This window comes from Rhizobium tropici CIAT 899, from assembly GCF_000330885.1.
Classification (GTDB): Bacteria; Pseudomonadota; Alphaproteobacteria; order Rhizobiales; family Rhizobiaceae; genus Rhizobium; species Rhizobium tropici.
This window is the reverse complement of sequence record NC_020062.1, coordinates 926,915-944,044: the sequence shown is the minus strand read 5'-3', so window position 1 is coordinate 944,044 and position 17,130 is coordinate 926,915. Positions and strand designations below refer to the sequence as shown.

General features: G+C 58.5%; 13 protein-coding genes. 3 read left to right on the top strand and 10 right to left on the bottom strand.

All coding sequences use genetic code 11. The features are described 5' to 3' along the window. Positions 1-77 precede the first annotated feature (77 nt). The gene (ydiJ, locus tag RTCIAT899_RS26505; RefSeq protein ID WP_015342906.1) at positions 78-3,113 is read left to right on the top strand and encodes a D-2-hydroxyglutarate dehydrogenase YdiJ; all 3,036 of its coding nucleotides are present in this window, start codon (positions 78-80) and stop codon (positions 3,111-3,113) included. An 81-nt stretch (positions 3,114-3,194) separates the two neighbouring features. On the opposite strand, the gene RTCIAT899_RS26500 is transcribed toward ydiJ, so the two are convergent. Then, positions 3,195-4,298, bottom strand: coding sequence for a saccharopine dehydrogenase family protein (locus RTCIAT899_RS26500; RefSeq protein ID WP_015342905.1), 1,104 nt, complete (start codon positions 4,296-4,298; stop codon positions 3,195-3,197). A 138-nt stretch (positions 4,299-4,436) separates the two neighbouring features. Here RTCIAT899_RS26500 and RTCIAT899_RS26495 point away from each other — a divergent pair, with 138 nt between their 5' ends. Next, positions 4,437-4,868, top strand: coding sequence for an Lrp/AsnC family transcriptional regulator (locus RTCIAT899_RS26495; protein ID WP_041678395.1), 432 nt, complete (start codon positions 4,437-4,439; stop codon positions 4,866-4,868). Positions 4,869-4,877: 9 nt separating this feature from the next. Here RTCIAT899_RS26495 and RTCIAT899_RS26490 read toward each other — a convergent pair whose 3' ends face one another. The 8 genes from RTCIAT899_RS26490 to RTCIAT899_RS26455 all read right to left on the bottom strand — a co-directional run bounded on the left by RTCIAT899_RS26490 (position 4,878) and on the right by RTCIAT899_RS26455 (position 14,107). Then, positions 4,878-5,702 carry an ABC transporter ATP-binding protein gene (locus RTCIAT899_RS26490; RefSeq protein WP_015342903.1) on the bottom strand — a complete coding sequence of 275 codons (825 nt, stop codon included), beginning with the start codon at positions 5,700-5,702 and terminating at the stop codon, positions 4,878-4,880. Further along, a complete protein-coding gene (locus RTCIAT899_RS26485) occupies positions 5,699-6,688 on the bottom strand; it encodes an ABC transporter ATP-binding protein (RefSeq protein WP_015342902.1) in 990 nt (329 codons plus the stop codon). Before RTCIAT899_RS26485 ends, RTCIAT899_RS26490 begins: the two co-directional genes overlap by 4 nt. Positions 6,689-6,691: 3 nt before the next feature. Continuing rightward, positions 6,692-7,549 (bottom strand): ABC transporter permease, encoded by an 858-nt coding sequence (locus RTCIAT899_RS26480; RefSeq protein WP_015342901.1) that lies wholly within the window; start codon positions 7,547-7,549, stop codon positions 6,692-6,694. Positions 7,550-7,552: 3 nt separating this feature from the next. After that, the gene (locus tag RTCIAT899_RS26475) at positions 7,553-8,557 is read right to left on the bottom strand and encodes an ABC transporter permease (RefSeq protein WP_015342900.1); all 1,005 of its coding nucleotides are present in this window, start codon (positions 8,555-8,557) and stop codon (positions 7,553-7,555) included. A 117-nt stretch (positions 8,558-8,674) separates the two neighbouring features. Then, a complete protein-coding gene (locus RTCIAT899_RS26470) occupies positions 8,675-10,576 on the bottom strand; it encodes an ABC transporter substrate-binding protein (protein WP_015342899.1) in 1,902 nt (633 codons plus the stop codon). A 193-nt stretch (positions 10,577-10,769) separates the two neighbouring features. Continuing rightward, positions 10,770-12,278 (bottom strand): arabinosylfuranosidase ArfA, encoded by a 1,509-nt coding sequence (gene arfA / locus RTCIAT899_RS26465; RefSeq protein ID WP_015342898.1) that lies wholly within the window; start codon positions 12,276-12,278, stop codon positions 10,770-10,772. Between the two features lie 218 nt (positions 12,279-12,496). Then, positions 12,497-13,426 carry an ArsR/SmtB family transcription factor gene (locus tag RTCIAT899_RS26460; RefSeq protein WP_015342897.1) on the bottom strand — a complete coding sequence of 310 codons (930 nt, stop codon included), beginning with the start codon at positions 13,424-13,426 and terminating at the stop codon, positions 12,497-12,499. A gap of 180 nt (positions 13,427-13,606) precedes the next feature. Beyond that, positions 13,607-14,107, bottom strand: a complete 501-nt coding sequence (locus RTCIAT899_RS26455; protein ID WP_015342896.1) for an invasion associated locus B family protein — start codon at positions 14,105-14,107, stop codon at positions 13,607-13,609. 360 nt (positions 14,108-14,467) lie between these two features. On the opposite strand from RTCIAT899_RS26455, the gene RTCIAT899_RS26450 reads away from it, so the two are divergent. Next, positions 14,468-15,490: an LLM class flavin-dependent oxidoreductase gene (locus RTCIAT899_RS26450; RefSeq protein WP_015342895.1), complete on the top strand. Its 1,023-nt coding sequence runs from the start codon at positions 14,468-14,470 to the stop codon at positions 15,488-15,490. Positions 15,491-15,593: 103 nt separating this feature from the next. On the opposite strand, the gene cml is transcribed toward RTCIAT899_RS26450, so the two are convergent. Continuing rightward, on the bottom strand, positions 15,594-16,790 hold the full coding sequence (cml, locus tag RTCIAT899_RS26445) for a CmlA/FloR family chloramphenicol efflux MFS transporter (protein ID WP_015342894.1): 1,197 nt from the start codon (positions 16,788-16,790) through the stop codon (positions 15,594-15,596). Positions 16,791-17,130 lie beyond the last annotated feature (340 nt).

Sequence of the window (17,130 nt, the reverse complement as noted above, 5' to 3'; positions counted from 1 at the left end):
GATAGAGCATTCCCGTAATTCTGTTTAAAAGCGGGAGTGCTCCAATCACCGCGTAAAACGCCGGAAGTCTTCGCATCATGATACCACGCCTCATTTCGGCGAAAGACAGTTCGCTACATCAGACCGACGCCTTCACCCGTCGGCTGTCAGCACTCGGCTTTGGCGGCGACGTGGAGATGGACAATGGTGCCAGGACGGTCGCCTCGACCGACAATTCCATCTATCAGGTCAAGCCGACGGCAATTCTCTATCCGCGCGGCGTCGAAGATCTGAAAATTATCGCCAAAGCCATATCCGAGCCCGCCTTTTCCGATCTCGTCATCGCTCCCCGCGGCGGGGGCACCGGAACGAACGGACAATCCCTGACGTCGGGCGTCGTCGTCGATTGCTCCAGGCATATGAACCGCATCCTGGAGATCGATCCGGTCCGAAAGATCGCCCGTGTCGAGGCCGGTGTCGTCAAGGATCAGCTCAACAAGGCGCTGAAACCATACGGTCTGTTCTTCGCGCCTGAGCTTTCCACCTCCAACCGCGCCACGATCGGCGGCATGATTTCCACCGATGCATGCGGCCAGGGCTCGTGTCTCTACGGGAAGACCAGCAACCATGTTCTCGGGCTGCATGTGGTGCTCTCAGACGCTAGCGACTGGTGGTCGCGCCCGCTGGCCGAGACCGAGCTGGAGGAGATCAAGGCGCGCGACGATCGGATCGGCGAAATTCACCGCGTCGTTGATGCAATTGCCAGGGACAAAAGCGAGCTGATCGCGGCGACCTTCCCGAAACTCAACCGCTACATGACCGGCTATAATCTCGCCCATATCAGGCGCGACGACGGCCTCTTCGATCTCAATGCGGTGCTGTGCGGCTCGGAAGGCACGCTTGCTTTGATTGCCGAGGCCGAACTCAACGTGCTGCCGATCCCGGCGCATTCGGCGCTCATCAACATTCGCTATAACAATTTCAACATCGCGCTCGAAGATGCGCGGCAGCTGGTGGCGCTGAAGGTCGCCTCGGTCGAGACAGTCGACGAGAAGGTGTTGGGTCTGGCGAAGGGCGATATCGTCTGGAGCAGCATCGCCCGCTTCTTTCCCGAGGATGCATCCGGCTCCGCCAATGGCATCAATATCGTCGAGGTGCTGGCCGACAATCGCGACGAGCTGGAACGGAAGCTGGCGGATGTGACCGCCGCTCTTGATGACCTCTCGGCGGCCTGCCACAAGGGCTATACGGTTGCCCATGAAAAGACCGAGATCGAGGCGATCTGGTCGATGCGCAAGCGCGCCGTCGGTCTGCTCGGCAATGTCGAAGGACCGGTGCGGCCTGTGCCGTTCGTCGAGGATACCGCTGTTCCACCCGAGCATCTGGCCGCCTATATCGGAGAGTTCCGGGCGCTTCTCGATGCCGAGGGGCTGGATTACGGCATGTTCGGCCATGTCGATGCCGGCGTGCTGCATGTTCGCCCAGCGCTCGATCTTACCCGCGCCGACCACCAGCCACTCATCCGCAAGATCAGCGACGGCGTCGTTGCCCTCACCCGCAAATATGGCGGCGTGCTCTGGGGCGAACATGGCAAGGGCGTGCGCTCCGAATATGTTCCTGAATATTTCGGCGAGCTTTATCCGAGCCTGCAGGACATCAAGCATGCGTTTGATCCGGAAGATCGCCTCAATCCCGGCAAGATCGCATCCGGCGCATCACGTCCATTGCTCAAGATCGATGAAGTATCTCTGCGTGGCGACTTCGATCGTATCATCGGCAACGATATCCGCGCCGCCTTCGACAATTCAGCCTATTGCAACGGGAACGGCGCCTGCTTCGATTTCGATGCGACAAGCCCGATGTGCCCCTCCTTCAAGGCAACGAGTGATCGGCGCTATTCTCCAAAAGGCCGCGCGGCGCTGATGCGGGAATGGCTGCGCCTGCTCGCCGAACGGAAGGTCGATCCGCGACGCGAGGCGGTGGTGCTACGCCGTGGCAACCCTTTCGGCGTTCTCCTGCGGCGGATTGCCAACTCCCTTAACCCGGCCAATCGAAATGATTTCTCCCATGAGGTGCGGGCGGCAATGGATACCTGCCTCGCCTGCAAGGCATGTGCCGGCCAATGTCCCGTCAAGGTCAGCGTTCCGGCTTTCCGATCGAAATTCCTCGAGCTCTATTACGGCCGATACCTGAGGCCCTTCAAGGACCCAATCGTTGCTGCCATCGAGACGACCCTGCCCCTAATGGCGCGTTTCAAACTAGGCTACAATCTGCTGACCGGATCGACCGCCGGCCAGGGCTTGATGCGGCTTGCCGGTCTCACCGCGCTTCCCGCCATGCCTGCAGTATCGCTGGAAAGGGAAGCTGCTCGTCTCGGCGTGCAGGTTGCTACTCCTGAACGGTTGAGAAAGCTCTCCACAGAGGAGCGAGCCCAAGCGGTCGTCATTGTAGCCGATGTCTTCTCCACCTATTTCGATCCAGCCGTTGTCATCGCCGCGCTCAAGCTCGCCCTGAAGATGGGCTTCAAACCGTTGCTCGCTATGTCTGAGAACAACGGCAAGGCCCTGCATGTGCATGGCTATCTCGGTCGCTTCGAAAAGGCGGCAGCGAAATCGCGTGATTATCTCGATCGTATCTCGCAAATGAGCATTCCGCTTGTCGGCATCGATCCGTCAATGACGCTGACCTATCGCAGCGAATATGCAGCTCTTCCATCCGCCAAGCTGCACGCGCCGGTGCTGCTGCTTCAGGAATGGCTTGCGGCCAATATTGACCGAATATCAGCATCAGAGGCTGTGCCGCACGAACGCTTCACGCTGCTTGCCCATTGTACCGAACGAACGAATGCCCCGGCTGCACTCAAGCAATGGTCCGTGCTCTTCGTGAAATTGGGGATCAAGCTAGATATGGCCGATGTCGGCTGCTGTGGCATGGCCGGCACCTTCGGCCACGAGGTCCGCAATCGCGCCCTCTCGGAAAAGCTTTATGCGATGAGCTGGCGGGACAGGATCGCCGAAAACGGCAATCAGACGGTGGTGATGGCGACCGGCTTTTCCTGTCGTTCACAGGCCGCCAAGATCGATCATCAGATCATCCCGCACCCGATCGAGATCCTCGAGCGGCTGGTTGATTAGCCTTCAGAAAGTTTCCTCAACAGCCGAAATACATGTGGCGCCCGAAGGCGCCACATACAAAACATCAAATAAAGTAGCCGCTTAGACGGCTTCTCTCATCCTGATCTTCTCGAGGCTGTAAACCTGTCCGAAGCGGTTGGCGAGGAAATCGCTGAAGTCGATTTCTTCCTGGCAGACGAAGCCCTTGGAGGGCAGTTTACCCTGAGCGAGAAGATCGAGCACGGTGGTAATGCCGGCCGCGGTGGTGATCTGAATGGCGCTCATCTTCTTGCCCGCAACAATGCCTGCATAGACCTTATTGGCATAAGTCTCCTGCATGTAGCGGCCTTCGCGCCAACCGCAGACGGTGACGAAAACGACGACCACGTCCTGCATGGTCGCGGGCAGCGCATTCTCGAAGAGATCCTTCAGTACGTCGCGGCGGTTCTTGAGGTTGAGGTCGTTGAGCAGCGCCTTGATGATGGCCTGATGGCCGGGATAGCGGATGGTGCGGTAATTCATCGTGCGCACGCGGCCGGCCAGCGTCTTGGCGAGCGTGCCGAGGCCGCCTGACGTGTTGAAGGCTTCATAGGTGACGCCGTCGAGCGAGAATTCCTCGCGCTCTTCCATGGCCGGCACGGTGACGAGCTTGCCTTCGACGATCGCTTCACAGGGCTCGATATATTCATTGATCAGGCCATCCGTGCTCCAGGTGAGATTGTAGTTCAGAGCGTTGGACGGATATTGCGGTAGCGCGCCGACGCGCATGCGGACGCTGTCGAGACTGTCGAAGCGCTTGGCAAGATCATTAGCGACGATCGAGATGAAGCCAGGTGCCAGGCCGCATTGCGGGATGAAGGCAGTGTTGGCGCCCTGGGCCAGTTCCTCGACCTTCTTGGTCGTGGCCACATCTTCGGTGAGGTCGAGATAATGGACGCCGGCCGCAAGCGCCGCCTCCGCGACGAAGCCCGTGAGATGGAACGGTGCGGCCGACAAGACGGCGAACTTGCCCTTCAGAACACCGACAAGCCCGGCGCGGTCGGCAATATCGACGGCGGCGGTGGAAATCGCAGGATGGTGGTCGATCTTGTCCAGCTGTTCCTGGCTGCGGTCGGCGACAACAACCGTGTAATCGCCCGTTTCAGCCAGCATCAGAGCGATCGCCCCACCGATCTTGCCTGCGCCGATGACCACTATGTCTTTCATATGACTCCCCTGCATTTCATTGATAAGATTTTTATAAGTGTAAGCGGGAGCTGAACGATTCATAGCGACGAAAAATGCATTTCGTTGTATGAATTCATACAAATCGACGAAACTATTTTGCAAAATGCAGGAAATGCCATGCAGGTGACCGATAAAGACCGCGAACTGATCGCCTTGCTCGGCCAGAATGCCAGAATGCCCGTCGCGACTCTCGCCAAGAAGCTGTCGCTGTCGCGCACCACCGTTCAGGCGAGGCTCGAACGGCTGGAGCGGGAGGGTGTGATTGCGGGCTATGGCGTGCGGCTGTCGGAGACCTATCTGTCCGGCCTCATTCGGGCGCATGTGCTGATCACGATCGCGCCGAAGGCGCTGTCGGCGGTGACCGCATCGCTGAATGCGATCCCCGAGGTAACGACGCTTCATTCCGTCAGCGGCACGTTCGATCTGATCGCCATCATTGCGGCGCCGTCGATCTCCGAGCTGGATCAGCTGATCGACGGCATCGGCACGATCGACGGCGTCGAACGCACCCTGTCATCCATCATTCTTTCGACCCGGATCTCGCGTTGAAGGCATCGGTCAACCGAGCGATGCTGGCTCCATTTCGGGCGTGGTGGACAAGACAGCCTCCTTCAAAGCCCGCGAATATGGATGCTGCGGATTGTCGAGGACGGCTCGCGCACCGCCCTGCTCGACGATCTCGCCTTTCTTCATGATGATGATGCGATCGCTGATATAATAAGCGGTCGCCAGATCATGGGTAATGTAGACGATCGACAACCCCAGCTCTTTCTTCAGCTGACCGAAGAGATTGACGATTGCCATTCTGAGCGAAGCATCGACCATCGAAACCGGCTCGTCGGCTACCAGCAAACGGGGCTGCGGTATCAGCGCGCGGGCAATTGCGGTTCTCTGCAACTGGCCGCCCGAAAGCTCATGCGGAAACCGTCCCTTTACCTCGGCAAGCGTCAAGCCGATATGGGCAAGCGCCTCGTCGGCAATACGCTCGACGTCCGCTCGGCTTGGCCTTGAGCCTGTCGGCGCGAAATTCCTTGCCGTTTCAAAGAGATATCGATCGACCCTCTTGAGCGGGTTGAACGCTTCGAACGGATTCTGAAGGACCGGCTGGACCTCCCGCATGAAGGCGCGCCGTTCGGATCGGCCATGAATGGCCACTGGTCTTCCGCGAAAATTCAGGCTGCCCGATGTTGCCGCCGTCTGGCCGAGGATCATCGCCGCAATGGTCGATTTGCCGGAGCCCGACTCACCGACGATGGAGAGGATTTCCGGCTCCTCTCCCAGGCTCAGACTGACATCGCGAACCGCTGTGATATGACGACGGCTGAGCATGCCGCCCTGACGATAGATCTTGCTGACATGCGAGAGTGAAAGAAGATCGCTCATCGCGCTCCTCCCGTGACCGCGAAACAGGCGACACGCCGATCCGGCTCCACGGTGACCATAGGCGGCACTTCGCGGCTGCAGATGTCCATGCGCTTCGGGCAGCGCGGATGAAAACGGCATCCCTCCGGCGGCATGGCGAGATTGGGCGGCCGTCCTTCCAGCGAGGGCCGCGTCGAGGCATCGCCGATCCGCGGCAGGCTTGCGACCAGATGCTGCGTGTAGGGATGGAGCGGCAGGTGAAAAAGCTTGCGCGTCGGCGCTTCCTCGACCAGTCGGCCGGCATAGACGATGCCGATACGATCGGAAACGGCGGCGTGTACGCCCATGTCATGGGTGACGAATAGGAAGGATGAGCCCATCTCGCGCTGTATCTCGCGGATCATCTGCAGCACGTCGCGCTGGACGATGACATCGAGCGCCGTCGTCGGTTCATCGGCGATGATGAACTCCGGCGTGAGGATGGTGGCGAGCGCGATCGTCATTCGCTGGCGCATGCCGCCCGACAATTCATGCGGATAGGCATCAAGGAGATGCGCGTCGAGCTTCAACCGCTGGAGATGGGCGCCAACCCGGTCGAAGAAGGTGCCGCGATCGGCTTTCATATGCCGGAAGGCGAAATCCGTGAAGGAATGACGGATGCGCCGCACGGGATTGAGCACATTCATCGAGCCCTGCATGATATAGGAGAGATGACGCCAACGAAGCGACGCCCGCTGCTCCGGCGTCATCGCGTAAATATCCTGCGTCCCATTGTTGAAGTGAAATTTGACCGTGCCCGAGACGACACGAAGCGGCGGCCGGATGGCGCCTGCAATCGTCTTGATCAGCGTCGTCTTGCCGCTGCTCGATTCACCGGCAACGCCATAGATCTCGCCGCGGCCGATCGACAGGCTGATATCGTCAACCGCCCGCACCTCGCGATCGACGCCATAAAGGAAGGCCCGGTAATATGCCTTGAGGTTGTTGACCTCGACGACAGCCTCCATCCCTCAGCCTCCCATCCGGTTCAAACGACTGCGGGGGTCGTTATATTCATTCATCGACATCGACAGCAGGAAGAGCGCCATGAACAGCACCACGATGGCGGCGACCGGCGCTGCAACCCACCACCATGTTCCGGCGATCAGCGCCGAATGCGCATTGGCCCAATAGATCATCATGCCCATGGTCGGCGTCTCGATATCGGTGAAGCCGAGCACCGCGAGCGTGATCTCCATGCCAATCGACCAAATCATGTTGTTCATCGTCGTGGCAAAAACGATCGGCAGCACATAGGGCAAATGTTCCTCGACGAGGATCTTGCGCATGCTCATGCCGGAATAGACGCTCTGCGTGGTGAAAGGCCGCGTCTTCAGGCTGATCGCCACCGAGCGGATCAGGCGCGCGTCGTAGGACCAGCCTAGCGAGGCCATGACGATGATGAGCACCGTCCAGGTCATTTCATCCTTGAGCACGAAGTAGAACAGGATCAGCAACGGAAACTGCGGAATGACCATGATGCTGTCGTTGATCGCCATCAGCACGCGATCGACGGCACCGCCGGCATAGCCAGCCACCAGCCCCACGACCAGCGAGATGATGCGCGACAGGATGGCGACGCCGATGCCGAAATAGAGTGTGTTGCGAAGCGCCGTCGTGAGCTGCCAGAAGACATCCTGGCCGCGCGATGTCGTACCCAGCCAGTATTGCCCATCCGGCGGCATGTCGGGCGGCAGCAGATAAAGATCGGCTGGGCCATAGGGCGAGAAATAAGACAGGATCACCAGCCCGACGATGATGGCGAGCAACAGAAGACCGAAAAGGAATTCCATATTCTGGCGAGCAAGGTCGCGAACGATCGTCAGCATGGCCTACTCCACCTTTATGCGCGGGTCGATCAGCGGACCCAATATGTCGATGATGAATACGGCCGCAGCGACACCGACGATCGATAGCGCGCTGAGCCCCAGGACGAGGCTGTAGTCGCCCGCGTGCACGGCCGAAATCAGGAGATTGCCGATACCGGGATAGCCGAAGACGATTTCTGTGATGACCGTACCGTTGAAGACCGCGCCGAGCGACATGGCAAGGCCGGTAAACTGCGGCACCATGGCATTGCGGGCAATGTAGGAGCGCAGGATCTTGCGCTTCGGCACGCCGCCGAGCTCGGCGAAAACGACGTAATCCTCGGTGATGATATTGGAGACCAGCGCCCGCATGCCGATCAGCCAGCCGCCCGTCCCGACAAGGATCAGCGACAACGCCGGCAGAATGGAATGACGAAGAATATCGAGCACCAGCGTGACAGAGAGATTGAGGTTGGTGTTCATTTCGTAACCGCCATTGATCGGCAGGATCGGCCAGACATAGCCGAAGAGAATGATCAGCACGAAGGCGAGAATGTAATAGGGGATCGGCTGCATGGCGATGAAAACGAGGCTGACGGCCTTCAGCACCGCGCTCTTGCGACAATAGCCGGCGAGCGCGCCGATCGCGTTGCCGAGAATGAAGGTCAGGATGACGGAAACCGTCATCAGACCGATCGTCCATGGCAGCGCCCTCGCGATGATGGCGGAAACGGGCGTGGGAAAGGCCGAAAGCGACGGCCCGAGATCGCCGGTCGCAAGACGCCCCCAGAAATGCAGATATTGCTGCCAGATGGAGCCCTCGAGGCCGTAGAGCTCACGCAACGACTGACGCATCAACTCGACAGCGCGGGGATCGGATTGGCCCATCTGCTGGATCGTCCCGATGCTTTCCTCAACGGGATCGATCGGTGTCATGTGGGTGATGAAGAACGTCGCGGATATGCCGAGGAAGACAACGAGCAGGAATTGGCCAAATCGTTTCAATACGAAAACTGGATAGGACGTCATGCCGCCGTCTTCCTCGCTGCTTGCGCTTCATCATCAATTCAAAAGATTCGCCGGACGTGCCTAGTGTCCGGCGAAAGGTGCCTGATGCGGCGGTTGCCGCATCAGGGTCGGGAGAAATCAGGGCTGCGCCGGCTTCAGCTTGACCATCATCAACCGGGAGTTCGCCCAATTGGGAACGGGGTCCGTATAGGGGTCGGCAATGGTCGGATAGCCTTTCCAATAGGTCGTATCCATCGAGGTGAAGACGTTATAGGACATCAGCGGAATGGTCGGCATCTGCTGCGCAACCAGCTTCAGATAGTCCTTGCCAAGTTCGATGCCCTTCGGATCATCGGCGCTGATGCGGCGGATATTTTCGATGATCTTGTCGAGCTCCGGATTGGACCAGCGCTGCCAGTTGCGCGGCGCCTGGTTCTCGCCCTTCTTGGCGACAAACTCCGAATGCCAGCTGTCGAGGAAGAAGGACAGATCGGGATCGCCACCCCAGGTCTCGACGCTCCATGCAATAGCGACTTGGTAATCGCCGGGCTGCAATCCCGCCTGCCAAACGCTTGTTGATGGAGCAGCTTTGGAATCGATGCCGAAGGCTGCCCATTGCTGGGCGATCAGAGTGCCCGCACGGGTAAAGACGGAGCGGGTATCACCTTCGACCGTCAGGCGGATCTTGAACGGCTGCCCGTCGGGCGTCATCCATTTGCCGCCCACCTTCTTGAAGCCGGCCTTTTCAAAGAGCTCTGCGGCGGCCTGGGGATCGGGCTTCCACCAGCCATAACCAAAAGCACTGCTGATCGCGGCCGGATCGGTCGGGATCTGATCCTTGTATTTCGGCTGCTTGCGCAGGATATCCGCAATTTGCTGACCGATCGTCGGATCGTAGGGCTTGATCTTGCGCTTGCCGGTATCGATCTCGAAATTCTTCAGCCAATCCTGCATCGGCGCCTGATAATCCGTCATGGCGACCGCCGTCGGCGGAACGCCGAGTGCCGATAGCGTGGCAGCACCACGATAGCTCGCCATATCGACGGCCTTGATATCGATCAGCAGTGCCAATGCCCACCGCACGTCGGGATTCTGGAACAGCGGATCCTGATTGTTGAAGATTACGGCCGGCAGGGTCGGATCGGGATGGGCAAAGGGGAAGCCGGGGAACCAGCTTTCGACGGTCTTCGACTTCTCCTTCAGCGTGAACATGCCTTCCGGCGTGTTGTCGTGAATGATATCGAGATTGTGTTCGAGCTGCGCGATCGTACGCTTGTCCGGCGGACCGGGATCGACATAGCTCACATATTTCGGAGCCGGCTCGCCGAAGCGGGCAAGCGAGGTACGCTGCCAGTCGTCACGCTTCTCCCAGGTGTACCATTTGCCCTGCGGGTCGAACGCCTTCAGCTTGTAGGCGCCGAGCGAAACGGGATTGGCGAAATCATAGCGAACCGGATCGGCAACCTTTTCAAAGACATGCTTCGGCATGATCCAGGCACCGTTCCAGCGAACGGTGAAGATGGCGTGGAAACGCGAATTCGGCTTCTTCAGCTTGAAGACGACCGTATAGGGATCTGGCGCCTCAACGCTCGCGACCTGCACCGAGAACGCGGCGCTCCAGTTCATGCCCGGATGATCCATCTGCGTCTTGACGGTGTAGACCACATCATCGGCGGTGAATTCGACGCCGTCGCTCCAATAGATGCCCTTGCGCAGTTTCACCGTCATCTGGGTGAAATCGTTATTATATTGCGGTTTGTCGGAAGCAAGGGAGTTGTCCCAGGCCGAACCACCCAGGCCTTTTTCCGGATCGATGTACCAAAGCGTGTCCATCGTCAGCTGCTGGAGGCCGGTCGAGACGCCGCCGCCGCCATTGACCCAGATGTTGAACCAGCCCGGATTCTTGATCGTCCCCTCAGGGTTCTCGACGATCAAGGTCTCCTTGCGAGGCAAGGCGGTATAATCTTGAGCCTTGGCTGCCGCGATGAGGCCGAACGTGGCCAGCGCGACGCCGAAGGCAAGCTTCTTCCACTGCTTCATGATCTCCTCCCATTTTTATCGACTGCGCGGCACACTCAAGCGATGATGAGCAGACCGCGATTCTCACCCCTTTTCCCGGCCGGCCACTCGAAGTAGCGTGCGGCGGTCCGGGCCTGCAACGGGTCGTCGGCCGCCTCCTCGCGACCATCAGACCGTTTTCGGTGCCGGGGTGCATTACCCCGGCGGCAAGGCATCACACCGCGAGCCGGATCACGGTGTAGGATAGCGGCTTCAGCGTGGCACGAAGCCGGCCGTCCTCGATCTTGGCATCGCCCGTATTGGTCGGGACGACCGCGTTCGGATGCGCTGCGGTGTTGGTTGCCTGCAGATCGTTGTTGACAATTTCATGCTGCTCGACGACCCGGGCTCCGGCAAAGCCCTCCAGGCGCGTATCTAGATCGAGCGCGCTGTCAGGATGGCGGTTGACGGCAAACAGCGTGACCATTTTTCCCATCTCGTCGTGAACGGCCGACACATCGAGATAAGGTACGTCATCGGCCTCGTCGCTGTCATAGGTCGGACCATCCGTGACGAGGCGCAGCGCATAGCCGCGACCGTATTTCGAGGCGAAATAGAGCGGATAGTAAATGGTCTGCCGCCATGCCGGACCGCCGTCCTCCGTCATGATCGGCGCGATCACGTTGACGAGCTGGGCGATGCAGGCAATGCGAACGCGATCGGAGCGGCGAATGAAGGTATTGAGAATGCCGCCGACCTGCAGCACGTCCTCGAAATTATAGACATCCTCAAGCAGATGCGGCGCATCCGGCCATTCGTCACGCGCCAGGATCTCCTTGTCCTGCTGATTGGAGTGATACCAGACATTCCACTCATCGAAGGAAATGCCGATGGTTTTCTTCGAGCGCTTCTTCGCCTTGATATAATCGATGACACCACCGATCGTGACGATGTAGCGATCGAGCTTCTCGGCCTTGGCCAGATAGTTCAGCGTGTTCTTTTCGCGATTGGCAAAATACATGTGCAGCGAGATGTGATCGGCGCTGTCATAGCACTGATCCAGAACCTCGGCCTCCCAATCGGGATAGGTTTTCATGTCGGAATTGGACGAGCCGCAGACGACGAGTTCGAGCGATTTGTCAAAGCCGCGCATGGCCTTGGCGGTCTCATCGGCCAGGCGTCCATATTCGTAAGCCGACTTGTGACCGACCTGCCAGGGACCGTCCATCTCATTGCCGAGGCACCAGAGCTTCACTCCATGCGGATCGGCCCAGCCGTGCTTGCGCCGTAGATCCGACCAATAAGTGCCGCCCGGATGATTGCAATATTCAAGGAAGTTTCTGGCCGCATCCAGCCCGCGCGAGCCGAGGTTGACCGCAAGCATCGGCTTGGTATTGGCCTTCTTGCACCAATCGACGAATTCATTGACGCCGATCTGGTTGTTCTCGCGCGTCCGCCAGGCAAGATCGAGACGCACGGGGCGCTCGGACCGCGGCCCGACGCCATCTTCCCAATTATAGGCTGAGACGAAATTACCACCCGGATAGCGGCAATAGGGCGAGTTGAGCTCGCGTACGAGCTCGATCACATCCTTGCGAAATCCGTTCTCATCGGCGGTCGGATGGCCCGGCTCGTAGATGCCGCCATAAATCGCCCGACCCAGATGCTCTAGAAAAGAACTGTAGAGCCGATCATCGATGTCGGCAATTCGGAAATCACGGTGGACGATCACATGCGCCTTCACGGCCTTCCTCCCATATATATCAGATATTTCGTTCTTATACCTTGATCTTGATACACTTTTGGAAGGTCGTCAACGCACCCGAGACGGAAAATATCACAAAAGCCACAGGAGCAACGCCTGGGATTTTATAAAATACCTCGCAAAATCAGCATCTTATAAAAAATATGACTTACCGGAATTTAACCCCGACAATGTGCTATGTATCATAAATTACGATACTATTGCGCCAAATCGATGCGCATGAGGATATCGCGGCCATAATTGCCGAAACCGCGGCCGAAAATATTGATGCCGCCGGTGTTGCGCGCATCCTCCGCGATCCCGATCCGCAGACGGATCGATGAGTGCTGACTGATGGCGAGATCATCGATCGTCACATCGGAAGAGGCGACTCCGTCGATGAACGTACCCTTCTTGGAGATTCGCCAGGTCTTCAGCTTACCGTATTGAGAACCTTCCAGCTTCCACCAGCTTGGCGTAAAAGCCCCACGCTTATCGCCATAATCGCCCGGAGACGTCCATGTGCCAACGGCGACGCCGTTGATCCACACAGTGATGTCGGACGGCCAGTCAGGATTGGTGCCAGGCACTTCGGATGAGAGCTCCATCGAGAATTCGATGGCATTGACATTCCTGTTCAAGATCTTGGCATTGTTTGGGAATTTATATTCGACATGGCCGCGACCGAACCAGAGAAGGCCCGCCTGCATGCGCTGAGGGTCGAGGAAATAGTCGGGAACATCGAGCAGACCGATGACACCCTCCGTCGAGCACAGGCCGCATGGTGCATGCGTCTCGCAGCTCGTATAAAGGCCGATCGGCATGGCGACTTCGATCACGTCCTCATCATGCTTGAAGGCCTGATCCTCGAAACTCAAAAGGATCTCGTCATAGAGCGCAGTGCAGATCTTCTGGTAGCCCTTGCGCGCTTTGGCGGCCTTGGTCTCGACAAGACCGGCCTCCTCCAGGATCATGATACCAGTCGCGACGGTCGATTGCGGCAGATCCAGTTCCCGGGCGATCTCGTTGACATTTAGCGAGCCCCTGGCGCACAGCAGCTTCAACATGTCGACACGTGCCGGCGCCGATAGCGCTCGGAAAACCGCAGCGTTCTCACCCGCATAAATTGTCAGAAAGCCGCGCTGCATAAAATCCTGAATTCCCCATCAACAGATCTCATTTATATCAGGATTTTTGATTTCACAAGAGATATCAGTTCGAAAGCCCCGGCTGGCGCCTTCTCCGCGAATGAGAAGACGCCAATCCGCCTATCCACTACACAACTCGCCGCAACGAAATCACCGATAGATCCTCGAACGCCGCCGATCTCACCGGCAAGTCTCTATCCGCTTCAATGCGGCCGTAATGCCGGAAAGAGAGTAGGAATAACTCGTCTCGGTGCCTCGCTTCGAGGTCGCCTGCAGCTGCAGTTGCGCGCCGCCTTTCATGGCGTTGACCATGGTCGGCTCCTGCGCCTCGTTCCTCACCCACCCATGCCGATCTTTCGTAAACATCGGGAACGTCTTGTCCCCGACCGTCGCCGTCATCTGCGCACCGTCTTTCAGGTCGTAGCCCATCGCGGCTTCCGGAACCAGTTTGTCGCCGGGCGACAGACGCGAGACGATGAAGAAGTTGTCGCCATGATCAACACTGGCGGGCTGCTGCGCAACCGGCCTCGATAAAACATAGCAACTGACGCTGTCGCCCGACTTATAAGAATAAGCACCCCAGTGATCGAATTGATCGATACGGACGGGCACTTCCGCATGCGCGATACCGGCGCTGAATGCGACGAAGACCAGAGCGGGGGCGAAATTTCTTGCAAACATGGTTTCCTGCCATTTCTTGTTTCAAGGACATTGAAAGCGAGAGATGCACTCACACGCGCGGCAGTTTCGGTGCGGTGCGTTATCTGATTGTTAATGTCTTCGTTAAAATTTGTTCATGTTAGGAAACACGCAGGAAACCACATATGGGAAGAACACAACCTCGTCGGCATTGACGATCAGTTCACAGATTGCGCTGTTCCATCCGCTGCATCCATGCACATATAACCATCTGAAAAAGCGGCTTTTGCGAGCCATGCCATAAAGAGACAAGCAAGCGGCCCCTTGGACGCGGCACCTGTCTGGATGGACATGGGGGATGCAAAATCGGGCCGTGCTAACCGGATATAGTAGGATTGTACCATGAAGAAGATCGGTTTCCTTTCATTCGGCCACTGGACGCCCTCGCCCCAGTCGCAAACCCGTTCGGCTGCCGACACGCTGCTGCAATCGATCGACCTTGCCGTCGCGGCGGAACAGCTGGGTGCGGACGGCGCCTATTTCCGCGTGCATCATTTCGCACGTCAGCTTGCCTCCCCCTTCCCCCTGCTGGCGGCTGTCGGCGCCAAGACCAGCCACATCGAAACCGGCACCGCCGTCATCGACATGCGCTATGAAAATCCTTTCTACATGGCCGAGGATGCGGGCGCTGCCGATCTTATCGCCGGCGGCCGGCTGCAGCTCGGCATCAGCCGCGGCTCTCCTGAACAGGTAATCGACGGGTGGCGCCATTTCGGCTATGCACCGATGGAGGGCGAAAGCGATGCCGATATGGGCCGCAGGCATACGGAAGTGCTGCTCGATCTGCTGCGTGGCGAAGGCTTCGCACAGCCCAACCCTCGGCCGATGTTCCCCAACCCGCCCGGCCTGTTGCGCCTGGAACCTTATTCCGAGGGCCTGCGCGAGCGAATCTGGTGGGGTGCCGGCTCCAATGCCACGGCCGTATGGGCCGCGAAGCTCGGCATGAACCTGCAGAGCTCCACACTGAAGGATGATGAAAGCGGCCTGCCGTTCCACGTCCAGCAGGCAGACCAGATCAGGCTCTATCGCGAGGCATGGAAAGAAGCCGGGCACAAGCGTGAACCGCGGGTTTCGGTTAGCCGCAGCATCTTCGCGCTGGTGAATGATCTCGACCGTGCCTATTTCGGCAGCAGCGGCAAGGATTCGGACAAGGTCGGCTTCATCGATGAGAAGACACGCGCCATTTTCGGCCGCAGCTATGCCGCAGAGCCGGATGTGCTGATCGAAGAGCTGGCAAAGGACGAAGCCATCGCCGCGGCCGACACGCTGCTCCTGACGGTGCCGAACCAGCTCGGGGTCGACTATAACGCCCATGTCATCGAAAGCATCCTGACGCATGTCGCACCGGCATTGGGGTGGCGCTAGGAGGGTTCTGAAACAGGACGAGACAAAACCGACCGCCCGCGAAGCTCACCTTCGCGGGCGGTCGTTTCTGATTTTACCCCGTGAAGGGCGCATGCTTGACGGATCAAGCCAAGGCGGTGTGACGCCGCAGCCTATGAAGTGCTGCCAATACCAGCAGCGCCATGACAGCGGAGAAAGCCACAAGCGGCCATGCGCTATCGCCATCCAGTGCGGTGACCGCCAGCGTTCCGACGAGACTCACAATCAGGCTCTGAATACAGAAATAGAACGCCACCGCCGATCCGGCGATATCGCCGAATTCCGCCAGCGCCCCATTCGCCGTAACCGATCCCGCAAAGACGATGCCGACCGCCATGATCCACATCGGCAGCACGAAGCTTGCGAAGGACGGCATTCCATGGAGTTGGCCAAGCGCAAGAGCTGCCGCACCGATAAGAAGCAGTCCCATGCCCCGCGCAACACAGCCTGCGACACCCCATCTTTCGACAAACCATCCGGCGAAGCGTGCCGCCGCAATCATCACGACGGCAACCGTTGCAAAGGCAATGCTGAAACCGAGTTCTGAGTAGCCGGCCCTGCCGATCAGCACGCGAGGAGCGGTCGAGAAGAACACGAAGAATGTCCCCATGCCGGCACTGAAGGCGAGCGTATAGGTCCAGAACGATCGACTTCTGAAGATCGGCCAGATAGACCGGCGCGGCGCGGTCGAGCCTTGGGGCCTTGTTTCATGCCACTTCGCCATGGCGTGAAAGGTCGCGGCCAATGCCAGAAGCGAGAGCAATATAAAAATGGCGCGCCACCCGAACCGCTCGGCAATGATCGCGCCGGCTATCGGACCGAGCGCCGGCACGAAGGAGAGTATCGATCCGAATGTGGCATAGATAATGGCCTGCTCCGGACGATTGCCGTAAACATCCCGCACGGTCGCGAAGGTCGCGACCAAGGCCGCCGACGCGCTGATGGCCTGCAGCAGGCGGCATAGCACGAAGATGGGAGCGCTTCCTGCAAGAGCTGCCCCAAAGGAAGATGCGGCAAACACAAGCGCGCCGGAAAGCAGGACTGGGCGACGGCCGATACGATCCGAAAGCGGGCCGAACACCACCTGCCCGAGACCCAGCATGATCATGTAGAGGCTCAGTGTCAGCTGGATCACAGCAGGTGTGGTGTTGAGAATAGCGGGCATCGACGGCACGACAGGAAGGTAGATATCCATGGCCAGCGAGGCGAGGATATCAAAAGGCGCCATCAGCAGCAGTGCCGCCGGCAGCGAGTAGGCCCATGACGGGCGTATATCAGACATGAGAAAATTCCGCTCGAAAGAGAGTTCGGGCGGCGCCTGCCACTGGCTTCAATTGCAATGAATTCGACAGCACGCCGCAACAACAAAAAGCTGTTGCGGCTTATCTATCTGCTGACTTGGAGTTCCCCATGCCAATTGCCCCATGGCGATATAAGTGATGACCAGTAGCCTCTAGCAGATGCCGAGAAGGTGGGCAATGACATTACAAGGCGCCAACGACTGCAACCTAGCTCTGCGGGCCTATGACAATCTTGCCGCGAAAATCGGCTGCAAATCTAATAGATTTTTAACCATACCCATGCCCTAACTGCTTGTAATTTCTTCATTGGAGCAGGTTAAG

Excerpts from the sequence above, each read along its gene's own strand:
- RTCIAT899_RS26485 (WP_015342902.1), bottom strand. The coding sequence starts at position 6,688 with ATGGAGGCTGTCGTCGAGGTCAACAACCTCAAGGCATATTACCGGGCC.
- RTCIAT899_RS26495 (WP_041678395.1), top strand. The coding sequence starts at position 4,437 with ATGCAGGTGACCGATAAAGACCGCGAACTGATCGCCTTGCTCGGCCAG.
- RTCIAT899_RS26475 (WP_015342900.1), bottom strand. The coding sequence starts at position 8,557 with ATGACGTCCTATCCAGTTTTCGTATTGAAACGATTTGGCCAATTCCTG.
- RTCIAT899_RS26500 (WP_015342905.1), bottom strand. The coding sequence starts at position 4,298 with ATGAAAGACATAGTGGTCATCGGCGCAGGCAAGATCGGTGGGGCGATC.
- RTCIAT899_RS26490 (WP_015342903.1), bottom strand. The coding sequence starts at position 5,702 with ATGAGCGATCTTCTTTCACTCTCGCATGTCAGCAAGATCTATCGTCAG.
- RTCIAT899_RS26450 (WP_015342895.1), top strand. The coding sequence starts at position 14,468 with ATGAAGAAGATCGGTTTCCTTTCATTCGGCCACTGGACGCCCTCGCCC.
- RTCIAT899_RS26460 (WP_015342897.1), bottom strand. The coding sequence starts at position 13,426 with ATGCAGCGCGGCTTTCTGACAATTTATGCGGGTGAGAACGCTGCGGTT.
- RTCIAT899_RS26480 (WP_015342901.1), bottom strand. The coding sequence starts at position 7,549 with ATGCTGACGATCGTTCGCGACCTTGCTCGCCAGAATATGGAATTCCTT.
- RTCIAT899_RS26470 (WP_015342899.1), bottom strand. The coding sequence starts at position 10,576 with ATGAAGCAGTGGAAGAAGCTTGCCTTCGGCGTCGCGCTGGCCACGTTC.
- ydiJ (WP_015342906.1), top strand. The coding sequence starts at position 78 with ATGATACCACGCCTCATTTCGGCGAAAGACAGTTCGCTACATCAGACC.
- cml (WP_015342894.1), bottom strand. The coding sequence starts at position 16,790 with ATGTCTGATATACGCCCGTCATGGGCCTACTCGCTGCCGGCGGCACTG.
- RTCIAT899_RS26455 (WP_015342896.1), bottom strand. The coding sequence starts at position 14,107 with ATGTTTGCAAGAAATTTCGCCCCCGCTCTGGTCTTCGTCGCATTCAGC.